At 58.7% G+C, this 24,259-nt stretch carries 18 protein-coding genes and 1 tRNA gene; 16 read left to right on the forward strand and 3 right to left on the reverse strand.

Going from position 1 to position 24,259, the window contains the following annotated elements; all coding sequences use genetic code 11:
• Positions 1–73 precede the first annotated feature (73 nt).
• The 13 genes from rpmG (at position 74) to glgX (ending at position 14,544) form a co-directional block, all read left to right on the forward strand.
• Positions 74–223 (forward strand): 50S ribosomal protein L33, encoded by a 150-nt coding sequence (gene rpmG / locus P5540_12390; protein HRT65615.1) that lies wholly within the window; start codon positions 74–76, stop codon positions 221–223.
• A 32-nt stretch (positions 224–255) separates the two neighbouring features.
• Positions 256–332, forward strand: a tRNA-Trp gene (locus tag P5540_12395).
• Between the two features lie 45 nt (positions 333–377).
• Positions 378–608 (forward strand): preprotein translocase subunit SecE, encoded by a 231-nt coding sequence (gene secE / locus P5540_12400; GenBank protein ID HRT65616.1) that lies wholly within the window; start codon positions 378–380, stop codon positions 606–608.
• 12 nt (positions 609–620) lie between these two features.
• Positions 621–1,244, forward strand: a complete 624-nt coding sequence (gene nusG, locus P5540_12405; GenBank protein ID HRT65617.1) for a transcription termination/antitermination protein NusG — start codon at positions 621–623, stop codon at positions 1,242–1,244.
• Positions 1,245–1,259: 15 nt separating this feature from the next.
• Positions 1,260–1,694: a 50S ribosomal protein L11 gene (gene rplK / locus P5540_12410; GenBank protein HRT65618.1), complete on the forward strand. Its 435-nt coding sequence runs from the start codon at positions 1,260–1,262 to the stop codon at positions 1,692–1,694.
• Positions 1,695–1,766: 72 nt separating this feature from the next.
• On the forward strand, positions 1,767–2,480 hold the full coding sequence (gene rplA, locus P5540_12415; protein HRT65619.1) for a 50S ribosomal protein L1: 714 nt from the start codon (positions 1,767–1,769) through the stop codon (positions 2,478–2,480).
• 50 nt (positions 2,481–2,530) lie between these two features.
• Positions 2,531–3,691 carry a methionine adenosyltransferase gene (gene metK / locus P5540_12420; protein ID HRT65620.1) on the forward strand — a complete coding sequence of 387 codons (1,161 nt, stop codon included), beginning with the start codon at positions 2,531–2,533 and terminating at the stop codon, positions 3,689–3,691.
• Between the two features lie 78 nt (positions 3,692–3,769).
• Entirely contained in the window at positions 3,770–3,922 is a 153-nt protein-coding gene (locus P5540_12425; protein HRT65621.1) for a hypothetical protein, read from the forward strand.
• Positions 3,923–3,931: 9 nt separating this feature from the next.
• A complete protein-coding gene (locus P5540_12430; GenBank protein HRT65622.1) occupies positions 3,932–7,054 on the forward strand; it encodes an exodeoxyribonuclease V subunit gamma in 3,123 nt (1,040 codons plus the stop codon).
• Positions 7,051–10,386, forward strand: coding sequence for a UvrD-helicase domain-containing protein (locus tag P5540_12435; GenBank protein ID HRT65623.1), 3,336 nt, complete (start codon positions 7,051–7,053; stop codon positions 10,384–10,386). The genes P5540_12430 and P5540_12435 overlap by 4 nt, the downstream gene beginning before the upstream one ends.
• Before the next feature lie 174 nt (positions 10,387–10,560).
• Positions 10,561–11,535 carry a hypothetical protein gene (locus P5540_12440; protein HRT65624.1) on the forward strand — a complete coding sequence of 325 codons (975 nt, stop codon included), beginning with the start codon at positions 10,561–10,563 and terminating at the stop codon, positions 11,533–11,535.
• On the forward strand, positions 11,519–12,481 hold the full coding sequence (locus P5540_12445; GenBank protein ID HRT65625.1) for a Gfo/Idh/MocA family oxidoreductase: 963 nt from the start codon (positions 11,519–11,521) through the stop codon (positions 12,479–12,481). The genes P5540_12440 and P5540_12445 overlap by 17 nt, the downstream gene beginning before the upstream one ends.
• Before the next feature lie 2 nt (positions 12,482–12,483).
• Positions 12,484–14,544 (forward strand): glycogen debranching protein GlgX, encoded by a 2,061-nt coding sequence (gene glgX, locus P5540_12450; protein HRT65626.1) that lies wholly within the window; start codon positions 12,484–12,486, stop codon positions 14,542–14,544.
• A 7-nt stretch (positions 14,545–14,551) separates the two neighbouring features.
• On the opposite strand, the gene P5540_12455 is transcribed toward glgX, so the two are convergent.
• From P5540_12455 to P5540_12465, 3 genes are all read right to left on the reverse strand, one after another.
• Positions 14,552–15,364 carry a PspC domain-containing protein gene (locus P5540_12455; GenBank protein ID HRT65627.1) on the reverse strand — a complete coding sequence of 271 codons (813 nt, stop codon included), beginning with the start codon at positions 15,362–15,364 and terminating at the stop codon, positions 14,552–14,554.
• Positions 15,365–15,506: 142 nt separating this feature from the next.
• Positions 15,507–16,445 carry a glycoside hydrolase family 43 protein gene (locus tag P5540_12460; protein HRT65628.1) on the reverse strand — a complete coding sequence of 313 codons (939 nt, stop codon included), beginning with the start codon at positions 16,443–16,445 and terminating at the stop codon, positions 15,507–15,509.
• Between the two features lie 142 nt (positions 16,446–16,587).
• Positions 16,588–19,173: a choice-of-anchor Q domain-containing protein gene (locus P5540_12465; GenBank protein ID HRT65629.1), complete on the reverse strand. Its 2,586-nt coding sequence runs from the start codon at positions 19,171–19,173 to the stop codon at positions 16,588–16,590.
• 180 nt (positions 19,174–19,353) lie between these two features.
• Here P5540_12465 and P5540_12470 point away from each other — a divergent pair, with 180 nt between their 5' ends.
• From P5540_12470 to P5540_12480, 3 genes are all read left to right on the forward strand, one after another.
• Positions 19,354–20,616: a (Fe-S)-binding protein gene (locus P5540_12470; GenBank protein HRT65630.1), complete on the forward strand. Its 1,263-nt coding sequence runs from the start codon at positions 19,354–19,356 to the stop codon at positions 20,614–20,616.
• Positions 20,613–21,992, forward strand: coding sequence for a TldD/PmbA family protein (locus P5540_12475; protein ID HRT65631.1), 1,380 nt, complete (start codon positions 20,613–20,615; stop codon positions 21,990–21,992). Before P5540_12470 ends, P5540_12475 begins: the two co-directional genes overlap by 4 nt.
• A gap of 137 nt (positions 21,993–22,129) precedes the next feature.
• Complete coding sequence (locus P5540_12480) at positions 22,130–24,250, forward strand: hypothetical protein (GenBank protein ID HRT65632.1); 2,121 nt, start codon at positions 22,130–22,132, stop codon at positions 24,248–24,250.
• The last annotated feature ends 9 nt before the right edge of the window (positions 24,251–24,259 follow it).

The raw sequence follows: 24,259 nt of genomic DNA on the forward strand, positions 1-24,259 counted from the left end.
CCGCGAAGGCGGACGGACCGTCGGCGCGGGCGTCGTCTCGAAGATTATCGAGTAATAAGGAGACGACGAGGCGATGAGAGAACAGATTACGCTCCAATGCACGGAATGCAAACGCCGCAATTACACCGGCATGCGCGACAAACGCAAGAAAACCGAGCGGCTTGAATTGAAAAAATACTGCCGGTTCGATCGCAAACATACGATCCACCGGGAGACGAAATAGTTTTTTTACGCCGGGAAGCCCGGCGTTGTTGCAGGCCTGTAGCTCAATTGGCTAGAGCAGGGGCCTCCAAAGCCCAAGGTTGGGGGTTCGAGTCCCTCCAGGCCTGCCATATTTGAGAAGATTGGCAACCGGCCGCAACGAACAGGAACAGGGTATGGCAAAACAGATTGCAGATGCGGAAGTCAAGAAGACGATTCCGGTTCGGATTAAGGAGTTTTATCAGGACGTCATGGTGGAAATGGGCAAGGTGACATGGCCATCCCGTGAGGAACTGAAGACTTCGACTTCCGTTGTATTGCTGCTGCTGGTCATTGTGGCGGCGATCATCTATGTGTACGATTTCGTGTTCCAAATCATGGTGTTTGGCTTGTTCAAGTTGGTGTAAGGGAGAATGGACGTGACCGAGGAAAGCGCCGTACAAGACAGTCCGGTGATCGAAGCCCCGCCCGAAGAACCGCCGAAGCCCGTGGACGATGGAATCAAGCGGCGATGGTATGCCATCCACGCCCACTCCGGCCAGGAAGGCAATGTGCGCAAAAATCTCCTGGCGATGGCGGAACAGGCGGGAATCATCCATCTGATATCCAATGTTCTTGTGCCGATGGAAGAAGTCGCGGAAATCAAGGCCGGCCAGAAGAAGGTGTCCAAGCGGAAGTTTTTCCCCGGTTATGTGCTCGTTCACCTGCCGGAACATCCCGAGCGGCAGCCCGAGTTGTGGCATTTGATCAAGGAAGTTCCGGGCGTGACCGGGTTCATCGGATCGCGGACCGTGCCCGTTCCACTTGAAGATGCCGAGGTCAACGCCATTCTTGAAGAGTTGCGCGGCGAACGCGAGCGTCCCAAACCCAAAGTCAAGTTTGAACAGGGCGAGCGCGTAAAGATAATTGATGGACCGTTCGCGAATTTCCTAGGCAGCATTGACGAAATGAACTTGGAACGCGGAAAATTGAAGGTAATGGTCGAAATATTCGAGCGATTGACCAGCGTGGAAGTTGAATTCTGGCAGGTCGAGAAAGTGTAACAGGGAGAGTATGCAATGGCCCCGAGAAAAAAGAAACTGACCGCAAAAGTGAAATTGCAGTGCCCCGCCGGACAAGCCACCCCGGCCCCGCCGGTGGGCCCCGCCCTGGGGCAGCACGGCGTAAACATCATGGATTTCTGCCGGCAGTTCAACGAGCGCACGAAGGATCAGCAAGGCTTGATCATTCCCGTCATCGTATCGGTTTATGAAGACCGAAGCATTTCGTTCATCACCAAGACGCCTCCGGCCCCCGTGTTGCTCAAGCGCGCCGCAAAACTGGCGAAGGCTTCCGGCGAACCGAACAAGAACAAGGTCGGTTCCGTCACGAAGGAACAGATCCGCGAAATCGCGACCCTCAAGATGCCGGATTTGAACGCGGCATCCGTCGAGGCGGCGATGAGCATGATCGCCGGAACGGCCCGTAGCATGGGAATTCTGGTTCAGGGATAACGTCCGCAAGGATATGTCACAACAGTGGGAGGGCCCTTGTTGCGGCCCGATCGCACCACAGGAGAACACACGATGGCACGACACAGCAAACGCATGAGGGGCCTGCGGGCCAAGGTTCAACCCGGTCGTTTCTATGGACTCGCCGAAGCAACGGCCCTTGTCAAGGAATCCGCCACGGCCAAGTTCGACGAAACCGTCGAACTCGCCTTCTTCCTCGGCGTGGATCCACGCCACGCGGAACAAATGGTCCGGGGCGCCGTTTCCCTGCCGCACGGAACGGGTAAGAAGATTCGGGTAATCGTCTTTTGCAAACAAGAGGCACAGCAGTCGGCCGCGCGCGACGCCGGCGCTGACGAAGTGGGCGCGGAAGACCTTGTCAAGAAGGTGCAGGACGGTTGGACGGATTTCGACGCCGCCGTCGCGTCGCCGGATATGATGGGCCAGATCGGCCGCTTGGGCAAAATATTGGGACCGCGTGGATTGATGCCCAGTCCCAAAGCCGGAACGGTCACGCCGAATGTCGGCCAAGCCGTCTCGGAAATAAAAAAGGGGCGCATTGAGTTTCGTGTAGACAAGAATGCGAATATTCATGTGCCTATCGGCAAAGCCTCTTTCACCGCCGAACAAATCGCGGAAAACGCGTCCGCGGTGATCGAAGCGATTGTGAAGGCCAAACCGGCGGCCTGCAAGGGCACCTATCTCAAGACCTGCGCCATTAGCAGCACAATGGGTCCGGGTTTCAAACTGGATCCCGCTGCGTTGACGGCGCAATATCGCAGCGTTTAGTGGTCCATCGCAACCCGTGGTCATGATGGCCGCGGCAAGAGGAGCGAGGCATGAGCAAGGGCATACTCTTTACATCCGAATCCGTCACTGAGGGACATCCGGACAAGCTGTGCGACTACATATCCGATTCCGTGCTGGACGCGGTCATTGAGCAGGATCCCATGAGCCGCGTGGCTTGCGAAACACTCGTGACGACCGGTCTTTGCGTGGTCGCGGGCGAGATCACCACGAAGGCCGTGGTTAATTTTGCCGATGTTGCGCGTAAGGCGATATCCGAGATTGGTTACAATGGCGGCGATTCGGGTTTCGACGCCAAGTCCTGCGCGGTGATGGTTACGCTGGATCGCCAGTCGCCGGACATCTCGATGGGTGTCACGGCGACCGCCAGTCATGAGCAAGGCGCCGGCGATCAGGGCATGATGTTTGGTTATGCCTGCGACGAAACGCCGGAATTGATGCCGCTGCCGATTTGGCTTGCCCACAAACTCGGCCTGCAACTTTCAAAACTTCGCAAGAGCAAAAAACTGCCTTGGCTCCAACCCGACGGCAAATCGCAGGTTACGGTCGAATACGTGGACAACAAGCCAGTCCGTATTGACACGGTCGTCATTTCCAACCAACATTCCGCGAGTGTTTCCCAGAAGGAAATCCGCAAGGAAATCATCGAAAAAGCCTGCTTGCCCATTCTTCCCAAGAAGTATGTCAAGGGCGAAATCAAGTTTCACATCAATCCGACCGGGCGTTTCGTGGTCGGCGGCCCTTGCGGCGACACCGGGCTTACTGGACGCAAGATCATCGTGGACACCTACGGCGGCATGGGACGCCACGGCGGCGGCGCATTCAGCGGCAAGGATCCGTCGAAAGTGGATCGTTCCGCGGCCTATATGGCGCGTTACATCGCAAAGAACGTCGTCGCGGCAAATTTGGCCGCCCGCTGTGAAGTGCAACTGGCTTACGCCATCGGTGTGGCCAAGCCGGTATCCATCAACGTCGCAACATTCGGCACCGGCAAAATTGACGATTCTAAACTTGGAAAAATCCTCATGGACGAATTCGACTGTCGTCCCGCCGAGATTATCAAATTGCTCGATCTCCGCAAGCCGATTTTCCGAAAGACCACGAATTACGGCCATTTCGGACGCGAAAACCAAGGATTCCGCTGGGAAATGACCGACAAGGCCGATGTGTTGCGCAAGAAGGCTGGTTTGTAAGCGCATATCCAAAATACGTATCCTATTTCGCGCCCGGATTCTCCGGGCGCGGTTCTTTTTTTCAGGGAGCAGATCGGCATGAAAGTGCAAGATTTCGCGTATCAAGTGGCTTCGCGGACTTTGGCCTTGCTCGAGGAAACACAGCACTATAAAGTGCCTGAGGATCTTCGCAAGAGCGTATTGGCTCAGATTCAGAGCGAAGTGGACCTTCTTATCAAGAAGGCCTCCTGAACCCTTCGCATGGCGGAAGTCCTAATCATTGCCGGCGCGCAGCGTTCCGGTCGTTCCGCGCGTATTGACAGTCTCATGCGCGAACGGTGGGGACGCGCCATGTTATTGACGCCGACACGCCAGTTTGCCTCACGCCGTCTCGAGCGGCTCTTGACCGAAGGCGGCCTGTCCGGCGCTTGGGGAAGGCCGGTTTTGACCATGGATGATTTCGTCGCCGCCTTGCTGCGCGCGGAAGGCCGCCGGCCCTTCCGTCTCGGCGATCTGGAACGTCGCATTCTTCTCGAGCGCATCATTAGCCGCATGGAAGCCGGCGGCACACTCGAAGCGCTGGGTTCGGCCGCCCGGACGAACGGTTTCACCACGCACATCCTACGTACGATCACGCAACTCAAACAGGCCGCCATCGAACCGGCGATCTTCGCGGAACGGGTAAGGCAACGCAAACATCCGTCGCCGCTCGATGCCGTGGTCGCGTCGGTGTACGCGGAATACCAACGCATGCTGCTCGATACGGGATCATACGACTTGCCCGGGCTATTCTGGGAGGCAAATCTCGTTGCCCAAACGGGACGTCCAGCCTTTCTTGAAGATATCGAAACACTTCTACTTGATGGATTCGATGATTTCACGCCCTCGGAATTCAGATTATTGGCCTCCATCGAGCCGTATCTGGCCCGGCTTGTGTTCGGGATGAATTACGACGACGATCCCGGCCGCCGTGATCTATTTGCCCTTCCGCATCGCACCGTCGGGACGATTCAAGCGCAATTCACCGTGCGAACGGAGATTTTCCACGAAGAAGACCCGCGAACCTACGCGGAATTCGCCTCGCGCCACTTCATGCACCGCGGGCGTCCCGTACCCCCGGCTGATCTTTCGCCTGATGTCGTGTTATGGACTTGTCTCGATTTTTCGCTTGAAATGGAGACCCTCGCGCGATCGGTAAAAAAATTATTGATTGACGGCGTGGAGCCGGAACGAATCGCGATCGTTTATCCGAATCTTTCCGAAGCCGCCCCTGGTCTTCGCGCGATATTCGGGGAATTCGGCGTGCCGCTTCGGATCATTCAGCCGCCCTCCTTGTGGTCGAGCGCCCTCGTCGGATTCTTGCTAACGCTGTTCGAGTCGCTGGAAACATGGAGCCGCGCCGCCGTGCTCGACGTGATCATTTCGCCGTGGTTTTTCGGCGAATGCACCGAATCGGGAACGTTTACGCGTCTTGCCGCACAGGCCGGTATCGTGTCGGGTCGTACGGAATGGATCAATGCCGTTGAGCGGCTGAAAACACGCCTAAACGCGGATAATGATGGCATCGGGAAGGCTTTGCCTGATGTGCTTCCCAACGCGGCAAACTCGCTTGAAGCGTTACATGAGCGCCTCCTTGCGCTGGATCGAATCGCCGAATCCACGTCTGATAGCAAAACGGAGGCGACATGGGCCGCATGGCTCGACGACCTTATTGATGAACTGGACATACCCGCCCGCGCCGCCTTGCATCCGGTCCCGGTCATTCGGGACCATGAACGCGCCGCGCTGGCCGCCTTGCGCGAACTGCTAGGACGTTGGGCCGTGTGGACGGCAGACGACCCGACCCTTTCAACGCGTGAAGAATTCGCCGCCGCACTGCGCCACGCCGTCCAGCGGGCATCGTTCATGTCGCCCGGCGCATCCCATGGAGTCGCCGCGCTCGACTTGCCTTCTCTTCGCGGTCTTGAATTCGACCACGTGTTTCTCGCAGGCGCAAACGAGGGCGATCTCCCCTCTCCCCCGCCGGCCAATGCCATCTACTCCGAAGCGGATTTGTCGGACCTCGAACAGGCGGGCATCGCCCTCGAGGGACGTCGCACCCATGCCGAGCGCGAGGCGCGCCTGTTCCATAACGTGCTCGATGCGGCACGCAAACAGTTGATCCTTTCCTGGCGCCTTTACTCCCGGGAAGGCCGGGAACAGTTTCCCAGCCCCTACGTCGCGGAGTTGCGCGAATTGTTGGGCAACACGTTTGGTCAGCCCGTTGTTTATGATCGCATCGCCCCCAAACTGGATGAGATTGCCTCGTGGCGGGATGTATGCAATGCGGCCAGCGAAGGCTGCAAGGCGCTGAAGCCAATTGTCGAAAGCCGTTTCCCATTCATCGAAACCGCCATGCGGATCGAACGCGTGCGCAACGACAAATCGCCTTTCGGGTTTTATGACGGCGTTGTAGACCGTCCGGATATCGCCGATCGTTACGGACCGAATCATGTGTTCAGCGTCAAGCAACTGGAAACCTATGCGGACTGCCCATTCCGCTTTTTTGTCGAGTACATTCTGAACGTCGAGGAGACCGAACTGCCCGAAGCGGAATTCGATCCGCGCGTGCGCGGCCTGATTATGCACCGGGCGCTCGAACTGCTCCATCGCCGCTATCACGGATTGTCCGTCCTGGAATGGCCGCAGAAGGAAACGAGCGAAGCGGTTCGCGCCGCCGTGGATGAAGCGTTTGACCGGTTTGCCGTTCGCAGCGCCGCCACTACGCGCGGCGTCATAAACGCCGAGCGGCAACGTTTTCTCTTGTTGCTTGACCGGTATCTGTGCATCGAGATCGAAAAAAAGGATAAAGAATGGAAGCCCAGCCATTTTGAAGTGGCTTTCGGCGATGTACGCGATTCCAGTGACGATCTGGGGAAAAAGGAACCGTATCGGCTGCCTTTGGATAACGACACCGCCATCCTTCTGAGAGGCCGGATAGACCGAATCGATCTCCTCGGCAACGACACGGCGCGCATCATTGACTACAAGACGTCAATGCCCTCGCCGGATTTCAAGACCGGACGCTCCATGCAATTGGCCGTCTATGCGATGGCGCTCGAAGAACTTCTCATGCCGGGAAGGATATGCCGGGAAGCGCTTTTCCTGGCGCCCGGCAAAGCGGATCGCAAAGAGGCGCTTGGACGCACGATAAAGACGGACGAATGGCCGGAGCGCCGGGCCGCCGTAATCAATCAAATCATGAAATGCCTCGAAGGCATCCGCGCGGGGCGATTCCCGCCCACAACCGCCGACCGCGACAAGATCTGCGCCCATTGCGCGGCCCGGCGCGTGTGCCGGTTCGATGAAAACCGCATCAAACGCAAGGAGGCGGCTGCGCCATGAATCGCACCGAAGCGCAGCAAAGAGCGGTTACATCCATGCAAAAGACGCTTTGTGTGGATGCGGGTGCGGGATCCGGCAAAACCCGTGTGCTCATCGAGCGAATCATTTATCTGATCGAAGAACAAAACGCGGATCTCGACGAGATTGTTGCGATAACCTTCACGGATAAAGCCGCCGCCGAGATGAAAACACGGCTTCGCCAAGCCTTCCGCATGAAAGCCCCCCTCGACAGCGCCGAGGGCATGACGCGATGGCGTGATCTTGAACGGCGCGTCGAGACCGCTCGCATCGGAACGATTCATTCGTTTTGTGGAAATCTTCTTCGCGAGCATGCATTGCACATCGGCACGGATCCTGATTTTGCCGTGATGGCCGAAGCCGAAACCGCGCTTCTTCGCAATGAGACGGTATCCGCCGCCGTAACCCGATTACTTGATCTTGGCGATCCGGCCGCCCTGCGCACCGCAACCGAATTCGGGACGTCAGCCCTGATCCGTGAACTTGACCGTCTTCTTGCCCGGCGCGGCACACTTGAGCGCCTTGAATCGAACCTGCCGCTGCGGGAGCCGGCAGCCTTGGCTGAACGCTGGTCGGAAATCGTGCAACGGGAATACGAGGAACGGTTGCTAAATTTTGCCCAATCGCGGGACGTAAACGACTGGATTGATCAACTCGGATCGTTCGACGGTCTTTGTCTTAAGGCTTCCGATGGACGCGAAATCCAGCGGCAGGCAATACTGAAACAGCTCGTATATATTCGCGATAGCCGTGACATGACCCAATTGAAGTCATGTATCGAGGAAATCATATCTGCGCCAGCCGGGCATCCTTCCAGCAAGAACTGGGAATCGCCGGAAACATTCGAAAATGTCAAGAAGATCCTGGATACGATCAAGAAACGCATGGAAGGTCTGGCGTGGACCGATCCCGATCCCGCCGTCGAATCGCTCGCCGCACAACTGACCTGCGACCTGTTCTCACTGTTGGAACATGCCAGCAAGGCGTACAAGGCCGCGAAGGCGGCACGGGCCGCGCTGGATTTCGACGACCTGATCGCCTCCACATGGCGCATCCTGCATGACAACACCGATGTGCGCAAGCGTGTGGCACGAGGCATTCGCTTTCTGTTGGTGGACGAATTTCAGGACACCGACTGGATTCAACTCGACATCGTCCGCATGCTGTCCGACGAACCCGGCGGCCCGGATTGGTTTTTTGTCGGCGACGCGAAGCAATCCATCTACGATTTTCGCGGGGCGGAAGTGGAAGTATTTCAACAGCAACGCGTCGCTTCCAGGGAAACAATTCCCATGGCGCAAAATTTTCGCACCGTTCCGGAAATCATCGCATTTGTCAACGACCTGTTCACGTGCACGGGGATTCTGGAAGCAGTCGAGACCGAATACAAGGCGCTGGAGCCCCATCGTCCGCCCGCGAACGAGACGCGGATAGCGTTTCTCGTGCCGCCCGAACGGGAAGAAAAGGCGAACGTCGAGACGTATCGCCGCGATGAGGCGGATTTGATCGCCTGGCGCATCGAAGAAATGTGTGCGGGACCCCACCGCGCGATGGTTGAATCGGACGGCGAAGCGCGCCCTGCACGATTCGGCGACGTGGCTATTCTCCTGCGTTCCTTTTCCGATATTCACTTGTACGAGGAGGCCCTGCGAAAACGTTCGATTCCCTTTGGCGTTGTGTCCGGCAAAGGCTTTTACGAACGGCAGGAGATACTCGATCTGCGGAATCTTTTGACCGTCGTGGTGGACCCGTGGAATGAAATGGCGCTGTTGGGATTTCTCCGCGGCCCGTTGGCGTGTTTGTCCGACAATGCCCTTGCCGCCATGCAGTTGCATGGCGGTCTGGCGCGTGTGTTTTGGAGCGAGGAGATTCCAGCCCAGTTTCCCGAAACCGATAGTCTCAAACATGCGCGTTCGTTGATTGAAGAGTTACGCGGCAAACAGGACCTGCCGTTGGCGGCTTTCATGCGACATGCAATCGAGCTCGCGAAGCATGAGGCCATTCTTCTAGGCCAGTTTCACGGCGCGCGCAAAGCGTGGAATATCCGCAAGGCCGCCAATCTTGCCGAGGACTTTGCGCGCACCCAACCCGCGCGCCTCCCGGCTTTTGTCCAGTATCTTGACACGCTCGCCGACCGCGCCATTCGTGAAGGCGATGCCGTGGTCGAACCCAAGGATGCCGTGACGCTCATGACGGTCCACAAGGCCAAGGGCCTCGAATTCCCCATCGTCGTCCTGGCCGATTCGGGACGGCAGGAAGGCGGATCGCGCCCTGGTTTCTCGGCATTTCATCGCGATATGGGACTTGCAGTCCGTGTAACCGGCAACAAAGGCGAAACGATCCAGCCTTCGATATACAAGACCATGCGGAATGCCTCCGGCGCCAAGGAAACCGCTGAACATGCCCGTGTCCTGTATGTCGGCATGACACGAGCCCGCGACTGGCTCCTGTTCGGCGGAACCCCGAAACCCGGCAAGGGCAGTTGGCTTGCCATCATGAACGACGCATACCACCTTCTCGATCGCAGGCATGGCGAATTCGTCGAAACCGAAACTTGGAAGGCGATCGTCTGGCGCGAAGCGGCTCCCCCCGCTTCGGCGTCTGAAGAGAGCCGTGCGGCCGTCCCGGTAAATGTTGCCGCCATCGTGCGCCAAGCCGAGCCGATTGTATCGGTTCCTTCCCGGCGCACGATTTCCGTCTCCACTTTGCTAAACATGATGACCGGCATGGAAACCGACGACGAACCTTCACGTGAACCCTACAACGGATTCCCGGCGCTATCCGCCATGGAACGCGGCACGCTGGTCCATCGCCTGTTTGAAGTCTGGTCGCCGGGCGAACGTATGGATATCGAAGCGTTTCTTCTTCGAGAAGCCCCCATGCTGCATCTTCGCGAAACGCTCGCCGCCGATCTCGACGCCATCCTGAAACGATTTGAATCCGGCGCCTTGGCCCGCCGCATGGCCGCCGCGAAACGGATCGAGCGCGAGGCGCCGTTCCTCCTGCGCATCGGCGCGACGATCGTCTCCGGGACCATAGACGCCCTGATTGATCGGACACTGATCGTGGATTTCAAGACAGGGCGCATACATGCCGAAATGCACGAACGCTACGAATACCAGATTCATCTCTATGCCGCCGCGGTTCAAGCCCTTCTGGGCCATTCACCCACCGAAGCCCTGTTATACTATGCGGACCTCGGCGAAGAGTGCGCGGTGGATGTGAGTCCGCCACGCATTCGCGAGGCGCTGGAGCGAGCCGAAGCGGTTCTCGCCAATGATGTTGAACAAACCGGCATCGGGCTAAGGACATAAAGGACGAAAGGGACAAAATGGACATCCGGGACTAAAAAGATTGGAAAAAGCGCCGAGTAGTCTGCGATTTCTTGGTAACTTTCGTCTTTTTTCGTTCCCCGTATTTTCTTTGTTCCCTGAAAGCGTAAATTGTCAAACCTTCGAGGACGGCCCACCACGAAAGATATATCCACATTGATCTTCCGTTTTTTTCCGGCCCTTGCCCTGCTGGCGGCTCTTGCCCTTTCATTTCCCGCTTGCGCCGATGAGCAGCGCCTCTCCGAAGGCCTATTGACCATTGTTCACGACGCATCCGATGCGCCCCTCGCCCGCGAAACGATTGATATCCTCAAGGAGGCGCTCGCCGAATATACGACACGCCTGCCGGCGGGCGGCGATCCCATCACGGTCTATCTGTGCCGCACGATGCAGGAATTCAAGTCGCGCGCCGGCGCATACGGCCAGGCGCGCGTCGGCGGCGTGGCCAAGGCAGACAAGGGGGTCATCATCGCCAAAACGCCGGCGCTGTTGCCGCCGTCCGCGCAATTTCGCGGCATCATCCGACACGAACTCATCCATGTCCTGCTTGCGCGCAACACGGAGGCGGCCTACGTTCCCCGTTGGTTCGACGAGGGCGTCGCGATGGTTCTCTCCAAAGAAATGCGGTGGGAAAGCAGTTTCGAGGTGGCGCGCATGTATGTGCAGCGCCGCCTGATCCCCTACATCGAACTGAATTTCGCGTTCGCGCCGATAGGCGACGAATCCACCTTCGGCGGCGCCTATGCCCAGGCATTGTCCATGACGCGATGGCTTAAAAATCGCATGGGCGAAGATCGCTTTTGGCAATTGGTGCAATCGCTTCGCACGATGCCGTTCGAGGACGCGATCCGCGTGCATGCGAATCTCACGCCCGCCGGACTCGACGCCGGCTGGCGCGCTTCGTTGTGGAAAGTTGCCCTCGTCGCGTCGCTTGTGTCAGGATTTTCCGCGTTCCAGCTCATGGCGGTTCTGGCCGTCGTTGCGTATGTGTATAAATGGCGGCGCGGCCAGCGTATCCTGCAGCAATGGGAGGAGGAAGAAGAAGGCGAAGAACCGCCGGCGCCTTGGTGTGAATCCACCGAGGACGATCCGTATTTTTGGGAAGAAGAGGACGATGACGATCAGAAGTGATAGGCGCGTTGCGATAATCGGCGCAAGCGGCATCGGCAAGCACCATGCGAAGTGGTGGGCGCACGCGGGGGCCGATGTGTGCGCCTTTGCGGGAACGTCGCCGGAGTCCATCGCCAAGACGCACGACACGCTCACGACGCTCTTCGGATTTGCCGGACGCGGTTATACCCGCGTGGAGGAAATGATCGAGGTTGAGCGTCCGGATATCGTGGATGTCTGCTCCCCTCCCCCGCTTCACGCCCGACATGTGCGCGCGGCGCTGGAATCTGGTTGCCATGTCCTCTGCGAAAAGCCCTTTGTCTACGATCCCGCCCTGTCGCGCGGGGAATTGATGGATGCGGCGGCCAGTCTGGCTTCGCTTGCACAACGCCGCGGATGCCTCCTGTCCGTTTCAACGCAATATGCAGCGGCCGCGTTGTCATTTGCCCGGATTTGGGCCAATCGTGAGCCTGTCGCCCATTACCACGGCCATCTCGAATCGCCTGCACGCAACCGCCCTCCCGATCCGGTACGTGTTTGGGTGGATCTCTCCCCTCACCCCCTGAGTGTGTTGTTGAAACTGGCGCCGGATGGCGAAGTCCTCTGGAACACACTCGACACGCGGTTCGCCGGATACGAGGCCATCGCGAAATTCGACGTGCGGCGGGCGAACGGCGCCTGTCTGCATGCCGTTATCGTTACGCGCAACGCGCTCGATCCGCCCCTCAATGTCCGCCATTTCAAATACAATGGCTATCCGTTCATCGTGGAAGGACAAAACGACGAGAGTGGCGTCTACCGCGCGCGCATTGAAACACCCGATGGCGACCACATCGAGCCCGACATGCTGCACGCCTCCATCGTCGAATTCCTGCGCGGCGAGCCTGTCGCAACCATGGACGAATCGCTGCGCAATCTCGATTGGATGCTGCGCATCCGCGACACGGCGCGGGAGGCCGCACAATAACCATGCCCAAGCTGAACGCCGCAAATCTGCGATTGCTCCCTGGGCGCGCATATCCCCTGGGACCAGCCGTGCGGGCTTCGGGCGTCCGTTTCGCCGTGGTTAGCCGCCACGCCACACGCGTATGGCTCGCGCTGTTCGACAATGCCGACGATCGCGAACCGGCTCTGGAAATCGAACTCGATCCAGCCCGTTACCGCACGGGCGATGTCTGGAGCATTTATGTGGAAGGTTTGGCGCCCGGCGCATTCTACATGTACCGGGTTGACGGACCATTTGATCCGAAAGCCGGCCACCGTTTCGACAAAAACATCTACCTTTTGGATCCCTACGCCAAAATAATTGTCGGAGACATTCAGGAACGCACGGCCAAATGTGTCGCTTTTGGAGAAAGCCAGGACTGGGTGGACGACGTTCGCCCGCGCGTGTCCCTTGGAAATCTTGTCATCTACGAAACACATGTCCGCGGCCTGACCTTTGACACATCATCCGGCGTACAGCATCCCGGAACTTATTTGGGTGTGATCGAAAAGATCCCATATCTGAAGGATTTGGGCGTGACGGCCGTGGAATTCCTTCCGGTCCAAGAATTCGGCGAAACGCGACTCGGACGATGCAGCATCGCTTCAGGACAGGAATTGCACAATTACTGGGGCTACAACACCATTGGTTTTTTTGCGCCGACGGGCCGCTATGCCGTTCAGCCCGGCGCGCAACTCGACGAATTTCGCCAGATGGTTTCCGCGCTGCACAAGGCCGGGATTGAGATCATCCTCGACGTCGTGTTCAACCACACCTCCGAGGGCAATGAAAAAGGCCCGACGCTCTGTTTCCGCGGCCTCGACAACGCCATCTACTACATGCTCGACGAAAACGGCGCTTACCGCAATTTCAGCGGTTGCGGCAACACGCTCAACTGCAACCATCCGCTTGTGCGCGATTTCATCCTTGATTGCCTGCGTTACTGGGTCACGGTGCTCCACGTGGACGGGTTCCGTTTCGACCTAGCCTCGATCCTCGGTCGCGATACCAGGGGCCGCATCGTCGAAAATGCGGGACTCGTCGAGCGTATCGCCGAGGATCCCGTGCTGCGGGACACAAAACTGATTGCCGAAGCATGGGACATGGGCGGCGCCTACCAGGTCGGATCGTTCGGCGACGTGCGCTGGGCCGAATGGAACGGGCGTTATCGCGATGATGTCCGCCGTTTCTGGCGGGGTGACCCGGGCACACGCGGACACTTCGCGACGCGCCTCACCGGAAGTTCCGATCTTTACCAATGGGCCGGACGTACACCGGCGCACAGTATCAATTTCATTACCGCCCATGACGGATTCACCCTGCGCGATTTGGTTTCTTACAACCATAAGCACAACCGGCTCAACGGCGAGAACAACCGCGACGGCCTCGACGAAAACTTCAGTTGGAACTGCGGCATCGAGGGCGAAACCCGCAATGCGCAAATCAGCGCGCTTCGCCTGCGCATGCAAAAAAATTACCTTGCCACCCTGTTCTTGTCCCTCGGCATCCCGATGATGCTCGGCGGCGATGAATTCGGCCGTACCCAACAGGGCAACAACAATGCCTATTGCCAGGATAACCCCGTTTCGTGGTACGACTGGAGGCTCCTCGAAAAAAATGCGGACCTGTTCAGATTTTGCAAGGAAGCCATCCGGTTTCGCCGCGAAAATCCCGTTTTTGCCCGGCTTCAGTTCTTCGACGGCAAACCCTCCGTCGAAAACGGGGAGCCGGACATCGCATGGTTCGACAACACCGGCAAACCGCTGGATTGGGAAAAGGATGCGGGGTATTTCGCCTGTCGCATAGGGGGCATTGTAAACGGATCCATTGCGCTCTATTGCATGTTCAACGCTTCTTTCAGGGAAGTATCCTTCCGCATCCCCCGGGGCGCATGGGTCATGCGCATCAACACCAGCCTGCCGTACCCCGACGATATCCGCGATGCCCACAATGCGCCGGAAATCGAGGGCCGCGGACTGGTTACGCTTCCCGCCAAGTCCCTTGCCGTCCTGTCCGCCCAATCCAACCCCGAATCGTGGGATTGACGCGATTTTACAACGTGAATCCCTTAGCGATGTGAACGATGATGCCGGTGATATACAACGCAAAGCCGATGGAAAGGATGGCGGCGTACACCGCAAGGATGGCCTGTGCGCAACGTTTTAGCGTCTTGTCCCATTCGCCGGCTAGGGGAAGGCCGCCCAGTATCGCCAGCGGCACGGATAGCGACAGCGCGCAGAAAAGCAAGAACGGCATATTGACCGGCAGCCAGTCCCATCGCTCCAGTCCGGGATAAGGACCCAGGCTTGGAAACCGTTCGTAGCCGTAACGCACAAGGCGGAGCAGGCCGCGCATGCCCAGATCAAGCGCAACCGTCGCGATGATTATGGCGGCCGTTTGTCCCAGCACACGCCACGGGTCAACATGCGGGATGCCTTCGTTTTCCGACGCCAGATACATTTCGATATATAATGCCAGGTAGGCAATTAGGGCGATTGGACCGGTTATCCCAAGCAGAAGAAAAATTGCGCGCACAAAAGAAGGGTTCAGCCCAAAATATTCGGCCACTCCGCCGCACACTCCCAGCCAGCGGCAATTGTCTGTTGACAACGTCAAGCCGTCGGAACCGCCCGAAGTGTGCAGCGACACCATCGCCGGATCCGATGCCGTGCCCAATCGGGCAAGAACGGACTCGACTTCCTTGTCCTCCACCAAGCCGCCGCCCTTGCGCAGTTCGGCATAAATCCGGTTTTTCAAACGACGCAGGACGCGTTCGCGCGTATCGTCGCTGACGTCGCCCAAACCGTCCGCAACTTCACGCAAATAGCGTTCAATGATTGTTTCCTGTCGCTGTGTGAGCATCATGCGATCATGTGTTCCTTCGGCATTTTTAATTTTCTTGTGGCAACTCCCGCGCTCCGCGCATGGTTGTGGCGATCAACGAAATTGTCTACTTGACTCTAAGATGATCGCCGGACCGCCTTAGTATAACGATCCGATGAAGCGTTCAAAAACGAAACGGCGTGCTTATGAGTTCATGGGGCGATTCCCCGATTTCAAACAGATGCGCGCGTTCGCGGCCGCCGCCGTTCGGGCGATGTAGCACCAGCATTTGCCGACCGTCAAAACACCGGAACAACATGCCGTGCCCCGCGTCTTCATCGAACCATGGAATCTTTTGCTGCACCCACGGCCCGGACAAATGTCCCGATTCCGAATAGGCATACGACTGGACATAGCCTTTTTGTGAAAAACTCGACCATAGCATCAGCAGCGCGCCCTCTTTTGTGCGATGCAGAAAGGGACCGTCCGTGACAAAGCCCTTGCGCGGTCCGCCAAATCCGACTTCAACGACCCACGGCGCGGCAGACGCCCTGAACAACAGGATGGGATCGCCCTCGGCTTTCGACAAGTCAGGCGACAATTTGCGCGCACAAATTTCGCCATCCCGCGTTTGCGTCCACTCGTGGCAGAAGACAATCCACGGCTGCTTGTCCTCGCCGATGAACAATGTGCCGTCGAGACAATCCCAGTCGGGCGGAGTTACGGGGCCGTCTCCATGCACGCGATAAGGCCCTTGGGGGTTGTCGGCCACGAGGATTTGCGTGGCGCGTCGCCGTCCGGGCGCGTTGAAACTTGCGAACATGAAAAACCGTCCCCGATGGCGATGGACCTCCGGCGCCCAAAACTCGCGATCCCCCCAGAATCCCTCATGCTTTTCAAAGGCGATGACCGGCCCTTCCCACGTCTTGAGATCCATGCTCCAATAAACGGGGAAATCCACCGCATGCGACGCGTGTGTGCCGAAAAGGTAGTAACGCTTTTCCTCATCCACGGGCAGGATAAACGGATCGCGAATGTGGATGTTTTCAAGCGTCCATGCCTTTGCGGCGGCCTCCCCCGCTCCCAGCGATGCGGCAAGCGATACTATAATGGCAACGGCCACGGCCTTTCCTTATCGTTGTTTTTTGACCGAGCACTCTTGTCAAAAGGACAGGCTGGACAGCCTGTCCCACAAATATTACTTATAAATAGCCTGTTTTTGCCAGGTCGCGGATGTAAACGTCAAGCAGTGACCGGCAGCCGCCTCACACGGACCTTTTTCGGCGTTTCCACATTCGCGATTTTACCGATGCGGCCGCAAGCATGCCGACAAGGACCAGATAGGCGACTCCGTTGCCGCCTGAATTCGACGACGGTGAGACCGGGCCGGCTGCATGGAAACAGCCTTCGCCTTCTCCCTCCCCTTCGCCACCGGTGAATGTCAGCATAAATGTTTCCACAACGACATCGCCGGGGATCACGGTGACATTGCGGCTCTGGCCCGCATGGCTATTCGCGGACACTTCGACAAGGTGCGTTCCGCCGGCAATCGAAGGAAAAATAAACAGGCTGCTCGACAGGTCGCGCGCGGGCGCAATGGCGCCGATGACGGCCTTGGGCGCGTACTTGCTTTCCACGGGATTGTTCGTGGCCTGGCTCTGAACGGCCACGACGAGCGAGGCGTCCACCAGCGATCGCCCGATGTACGGCTTGAACGTGACGCTGCCGGCTTTGCCCGCGCCGCCAACGATGCGCGAGCCGATATCCGTGTCGGTGTACGCGCCCCAGTCGTTGTACTGCGCGCTGACATCGTCTCCCGCTTCATTTTTGATAAAAAAGCCTGAACTCATGTTGAAGCGGTTGAATCCTGTCGTGCTGGCGGAGGCGATATTTCCAAGCATCGGCGTTTCACCGCTGGTCTTGCCTTCCGGCGGACGAATGAATATCGCCCCTTCGAGAATGCTTTCAAACGTGTTCCGCGTGACGTTGATTCCGGAATCCACCGCGTACACGCCGTATTCCACCCGCTTGATCGTGCAATTTCGGATGGATGAGGGTGTCGAGCCGGGGCGCGTCACGAATACGGCGATGGCGTGCGGGCTGTCGCCGCCGTTGAAAACGACGTTGCGCACCTGCATGGCGACATTGTCAATGCGAAGCAATTCGGCCGTTGCGGTGACGGATGCCGGAAACGTCACCGTGCAGGATCGCAGACCGCATCCTTCCGCCGCAGTCAAAACCACATGCTCGTCGTCCGATGCCTGATAATACCGGATGGTCGTCGCTTCCGCGTCGGCGCCCTCAATGCGCGTGTACGGCCGGAAAACAACGCGCTCGTCGTACGCGCCTGCGGCGAGATAAATCGTGATGGGGAACAGGGCAGTCCCTTCCGGCACGGACATCATCGCATGATCGATCGTTTTCCACGGTTCCGCCTGCGATCCATTTCCCGTCAGGTCGTCTCCGGATGGCGAAACATAAAATTTCGATGGCGGATCGTTTTCATCTTGCGGATTCGTTCCGCGCCGGAATTCCTCGCGGTTGTCCAGGTGATCGTTGTCGGAATCCTCCGCATCATCGGCCGGATCGAAAGCAACGAGTCCGTTGTCGTTTTCATAATCATCCGGCAACCCGCCGCCATCGGTATCCGTTCCGAATTCATACGCGCCGATATCGGGACCGTCGTTCATGGGACGTGTCGCCCCGAGCACATCCGTGGCCGGCGCGGAGGCATCCCCCGCGTCAATCGCGGGCGAATCCCAGCTCAACTGATACGGAGGGTCGTCCACGAGGCGGAAGCGCGGGGCGACGTCCCGATTGCCGGCGCCGATGTAACCGCCCTCGACGATACTGTTGGTTACCGTGCAAAAGGCGTCTTCATAAACATGAATCGAGCGCGGGGCGTTACCGTACAGGATGCAATTTTCAACGGTGGCCGTCGAAGACGTCCACACCAGCAAGGCCCCCTTGTCAATTCCGTCAGATGACCGATTGCCGGCCAGCGTGCAGTTCAACAAAGCCGCCGAGCACTGAGAAGCAACGTAGACGGCGCCTCCGCTCAGCGCGGCCTCGTTTCGTCCAAACACCGTGCTCGTCGCCGACAATTGGGCGTTACTGGCCGCATAAACGCCTCCGCCAATACCCGCCGTATTGTCGAGGACCATGCATTGGTTCAACGTCACGCCGCCGCCGTAGATAAAAACGCCGCCGCCCCCACCGCTCTCATTGGCTTGGATTCGCGACGACATGATCTCGATGGAACCGTTGACCACACAGATGCCGCCGCCCCGCACAAAGGATATGTTGTCCTCGATAATGCACCGGTTCAGTCGCAGCAAACCGCCGGTGACATTCACGCCGGCGCCCGAATCGTGCGGCGGATCGTCTCCGGCATCCGCATTGCCTCCGGAAATGGTGAATCCATCGAGAAGCGCCTCGCCTTCCGCGAGCGTGACGACATGACAGCTGTTTTCGCCGCGGCTGGAGAAACCGGCGCCGTCGTTGCTGTTCAAGTCGCCGGTAAGCACCGTCCGCCGGGTATTGGGGTCCCGGTCGCCGCGCGATTCCGCGCCCGGCGGGAAACCGCCATACACCGACACGCCGCTTTTCAGACGAAACGACAAGGTCCGGGCGCCATTGGAACCGGCGGGCGCATAAATCCCCGCTGCGACCCACAGTTCATCGCCCGGTTGTGCGGCGTCCAGCGCATCCGCGGGAGAACGATAGGCTCGATCCCACGAAGAGCCATCCACCGGCGCCCCCGTGGCCGCCGCATCCACGCGCAGCACCGCCGCTTCAACGATATCGGCAGTCAAAACACAGGCCGCAAGCACTACCATCACGAAACGCATGGAGCATCCTTTCCACAATGGCCAGTCGCTGGCCGCCCTGCCCCTAACTGCCCTACACTGTCAATTGTAACTTACCATGAAACGGCCATCCGCGCAACTGTTTTTACCGGCGCTCTTTTGATATCTTGACGCCGGCAGGACCACGGACGGCCGAATCCAAGGCGGCCGGGAGGACAACGCATGGTTGAAACGGCTTTCCCTTTCGCGGACCGTTTTCTCGAGGAACGGTGCAATCTTTGCGGCATTTGCCTTGCGCAGTGTCCGGTTCTCGAATGGCCCATCGAGCGGGCGCAAGCCGAATTCCGCAAACTGCTTGAAGCCGGCTGGTCGGAAGCAGCCGAACGCTGCACCGGCTGTATGGCGTGCAACATTCTGTGTCCGCTCGGCGCCAACCCGCACACGCGCATCATGCTGGCATGGCAGGATCGCTACAAACGCGAGGGTCTGCCCGTGCGTGCACGATGGGTACTCCCCTACCAGCGCCCCTCCATGATTACGAAAAGTCTCGAATCCCTGCCGCCAGATGAACGCGCCATCGTCGCACAATGGGAGCAAAACGTACGCGAACCGCGGGACGCCGGCACGGCCATCTATGCGGGATGCAACATGATGCTCCAGCCGCGCCGATTGGCCTCCCCCATTTTCGCGGGCATCCCCGTTTTCGGCTCGCTCGACTTGTGCTGCGGCGAACCGCTCTATCGCATGGGTTGCTGGGACGCCGCGCGCAAGGCGGCGGAAAACGTCCGGCAAACCATCGGGCAAATGCGTCTCGAACGCGTTCTCGTGCCGTGCATGGCGGGCTATCATCTATTCCGGCATGTTTACCCGGAAGTGTTTGGCATCCCGCTCGATGTCGAGATTGTGTCGCTGCTCGACTGGATTGACGAACGAATCGCTTCGGGGAAACTGCCGCTCTCGCCGCTTGGCAAGCGGGCGGCGGTCCACGACAGTTGCTGGCCGAAGGCTTCCGGCTCCCATTTCCTGGATCTCACACGCAAGTTGCTCGCGGCCTGCGGGGTCGAAGCCATCGAACCGGAGCACTGCCGGGAACGGGCCCTGTGCTGCGGAATGGGCGTGGCGGCCGCGCGCTTTTCCCTCTGCCACATCGCGGACACGGCCATCAAACGCCTCCGCGAACTGCAAAAAACCGGCGCCGACTTTATCGTTGACGATTGCGCGGGATGCGACTGGATTTTCGCGATTGCGGGTCTTATCCCGTCGGTAAACCCGCTGTTCCGATCTACCATCTGCTCGATATTGTCCGAATGGCCGCCGGAGAAAAAGTCAATCCGGGGGCGCGCCGTCTCGCCAAATCCATGGCCAAGCACTCCTTCGCCCCCCTTGCCTCCGCGTACTTGTCCGGCAGGCGAATTCGGATTGATTGAACACGGCGCTTCTTCATGCCAGAATAACGCTTCCATTCGACAACGAGGTGTGCCGTGATTGATTTGATTCGAGATGCGGAAGCGGTGCTGATGCGTGCGCTGGCCCACGGCGGCGCGTTCGCTGAAATCTATTTCGAGGAAACGTCCGCGACGTCAATCCGTTTCGAGGACGGCAAAATCGAACGGATCAACAGCGGCACGGATATCGGCGCCGGTATCCGCGTTCTGACCGGCGACCGTACGTGTTACGCCCATACGAACGACGTTTCGCTCGAAGGATTGCTGGCCGCGGCGGATACCGTCGCGGGTGCGGTTTCGGAACCGCGGGCATCGTATTCGTTCGATTATCGGCCAGATCGTTTCGAGATGCCCGTGGCAAAACCCGCACAGGCCGTTTCGACGCGGGAGAAGGCGCGCCTGCTGGCCGAAGCCGGCCGCGCGGCCCGTAAACACGATTCGCGCATGGTTCAGGTCGCGGCCACCTATACCGATTCGACGCGCCACGCGATAATCGCCAATTCGGAGGGACGCCACGTCGAATTGGTGCGCCCCCAGATCATGCTCATGATACACGCCGTCGCGGCCCGGGACGGCGTTATCCAGACCGGCTATCATGCCGTCGGCGGAACGTCCGGCTTTGAATTGTTCGACAATGCACCGCCCGAATCCGTGGCCCTGAAGGCCGCGCGCCAGGCCTGCCTCATGCTGGACGCCTCACCCGCGCCCGCCGGCCGCATGCCCGTCGTCATCGCGGGCGAAGCCGGCGGGACCATGATTCATGAAGCCGTCGGGCACGGACTTGAAGCGGATCATATCGAAAAAAACATGTCGAAGTATTGCGGACGACTTGGCGACATGATCGCGGTCCCGGAAGTTACCGTCATGGACGACGGCACTCTACCCGGTCTGCGGGGCTCGTGCCCCGTTGACAGTGAAGGGACGCCCGCACAGCGAACCATCCTCATCGAAAACGGACGGCTTGTCCGATTCTTGAACGACCTGCGCACCGCGCGCAAACTCGGCATGACTCCCACCGGCAACGGCCGCCGCGAATCCTTCCAGGACAAGCCGATCCCCCGCATGACCAACACGTTCATCGCGCCCGGCAAGGCCAATCCCGCAGATCTCCTGGCGTCAACGCCGCAGGGCCTTTATGTCCGCAAGATGGGCGGCGGACAGGTCAATCCCCTAAACGGCGATTTTGTGTTCGAGGTCAGCGAAGGCTACCTCATTCGCAACGGCCAACTTGCCGAACCCGTCCGCGGCGCATCCCTTATCGGCAACGGGCCGGACGTATTGCTGAATATTGACGCCGTCTGCGACGATTTGGGTTTCGTCGTCGGCACCTGCGGCAAGGACGGCCAGGGCGCGCCCGTCACCAGCGGCCAGCCCACCATCCGCATACGAGAATTGACCGTCGGCGGAACGACCTAATCCCAAGCCTTCACGTTCAATTTTCATTTGTTTTTCTCTTTCGATATGCTTGGAACGTGAAATAAAACGGTATTCGATCGGCAAGATGTGTGATCATCGGCCATGTCACATTTTCTTGGGAAGGAGGGCAGCGGACTATGATCGTGATTCTCCTTGCCGTATACACATCAGCCGCATCCGCACCAGACGTCTCCTTTAAAACGGCATTGCCGCAGGTGTATTTGATTGACTACGCGGCGACCCATGTGGGCAATCCGCAGTACCTCGAGACCATCGCCGAAGCGCCGCCGGACATCCTGCACGTGGGGCACGACCTCGCGTTCAAGAGCCACTTGGGGCCGTGCCGGGGCTTTGGATCATTCCCCGCATCTTATGATCTGATGTCTCCCGATGAATGCGACGTGGAAATCGCTCGGCTGCGCGAATATGTGGACACGCTTCATCGCGCAGGCGCGCGGACGGTGATTCCCTACATCTGCGACGTATTCCTTTTCGGCGACCATGAGAAACGCACGGGATTCTGGACGTTCTACGACCACTGGGCGGACTATAAACGGTTCGGATTCGGAAAGAAGCCCGAAACGGACCCGATCGAATGGATGCAGAGCGACGAGCGCCGGCCCTTCGAGCGCAACGACATGTTTGTCTACGAACCGTGTATCAACCATCCCGACTGGCAGCGCTATCTGCGGGCCATCGTTCGGCTCGTCGCGCAATGTGGTTACGACGGGGTCTTCGTGGACGTGAATTCGTTCCGCTGTCCGCACGCATGTTGCCGAAGTCTATTCTGGAAGTACCTGCGCGAGCGCTACTCCGCCGAAGAAGTCAATAAATTGTTTGGCTTCGATTCGCCAAAGTCGGTACGACTAAACGAGAACGGCAAAGACCTGTTGGCGGTGGAAACGTGCCGCTTCCGCGCGTGGAGTTTCGCGCGGCTGTTCACGATGCTGAAGAACGAGGGCGCGGCGATTCATCCGGGATTCATGCTGCTGCCGAACCTCTCGCCGATGGCGCATATCGCGGGCGTCCGCCAGCGCATCGGCAACGGCCAAGATGTCGGGCGATGGGCGACGGTATGCGATTGGCTGATGTTCGAGGAGATGCAGCAGCCGGGCCTCTTCGGAGCAGGCACGATTTCCGACTGCACGCTGCAATACAAGCTCGCATTCGCAAACCGTGTTCGCGGCGGTATGCTGTTGTACCATGCGCGCGATTCCGACGGCGTCTCGCTTGCCATGGCCGAAGCGGGCGCGGGCGGTGGCGGCGCGCTCATCCAAGGCGGCTACGAAAGTCCCGAAGCGCGAAACCGGTATCGCGCGTTCTGGCGGGACAACCGGGATTTCTTCGAAGGATACGAGCCGTGGTCGCAGGACGGCGTCTGTTATTTCCGCGACGAGTTGTACTGGGGGAACCTCGCCCACTTGCATGCCATCTATCGTCTCCGCGATCACCTCGCCCGACACCACGTCCTTTTCGATTTCATTGTGGACGGTGGTTTGAAACCCTGGAAATTGCGCGGTTACAAAGCCGTCATCTTGCCTTTTCTGACTCACCTGAACAACCGGGAGCTCGAAGCGCTTCGCGAATATGTTGAAGAAGGTGGCGTATTGGTCGCGATGGGCGATTGCGGCACATTCGACGAGTTGGGACGGCGGCGCGCACGCAGTCCGTTTGTGCGATGGACGGATTCCGCAAACACGGAAGGCTCATCCTTCGTCCGGCACGTAAAGAAAGGGGCTTTCCTTTCGATCGATGACTTGGACGCCCACGTCCCCCCTTCCCCGTTCAACCTCTACGACCTCGGCGAAGAGGAAGCAAACGATATCGAAATTGTCATGCGGCACGCGATGGACGCTCCCGCCATTGTGAAAGAATCGAGTCCGCTTCTCGAACTAATTGCCCCATTGGCAAAGACTGACTTGACTGTCGCCGGCCCAGAAACGCCCCGCACCGTCCAAGTGAGCGCTTTTGTGAAACAGGACGCCGCCGGCGGCTCCCTCGTGCTTCACCTTTTGAATTACAACCTGCCGATCCATGGATTGGCCAAATCCGGCCCGCCGGTTCCTGTCCACGACATCACCATTGATGTCCCGCTTCCCCAAGGTTGGCGAGCCATATCCGCCGAAACAATTGCACCGGATGCCCCGCCGGAAAACATCGCCTTCACAAAAAGCGGATTGCGCACACGGGCCCATATCCCACAACTGAACCTGTACAAAGTATTGCGAATCCGCTGCAAGACCGACGTCAGGCCATAGCCTTCCCAA

It is taken from the genome of Candidatus Hydrogenedentota bacterium (genome assembly GCA_035450225.1).
In the GTDB taxonomy this organism is placed as follows: Bacteria; Hydrogenedentota; Hydrogenedentia; order Hydrogenedentales; family SLHB01; genus DSVR01.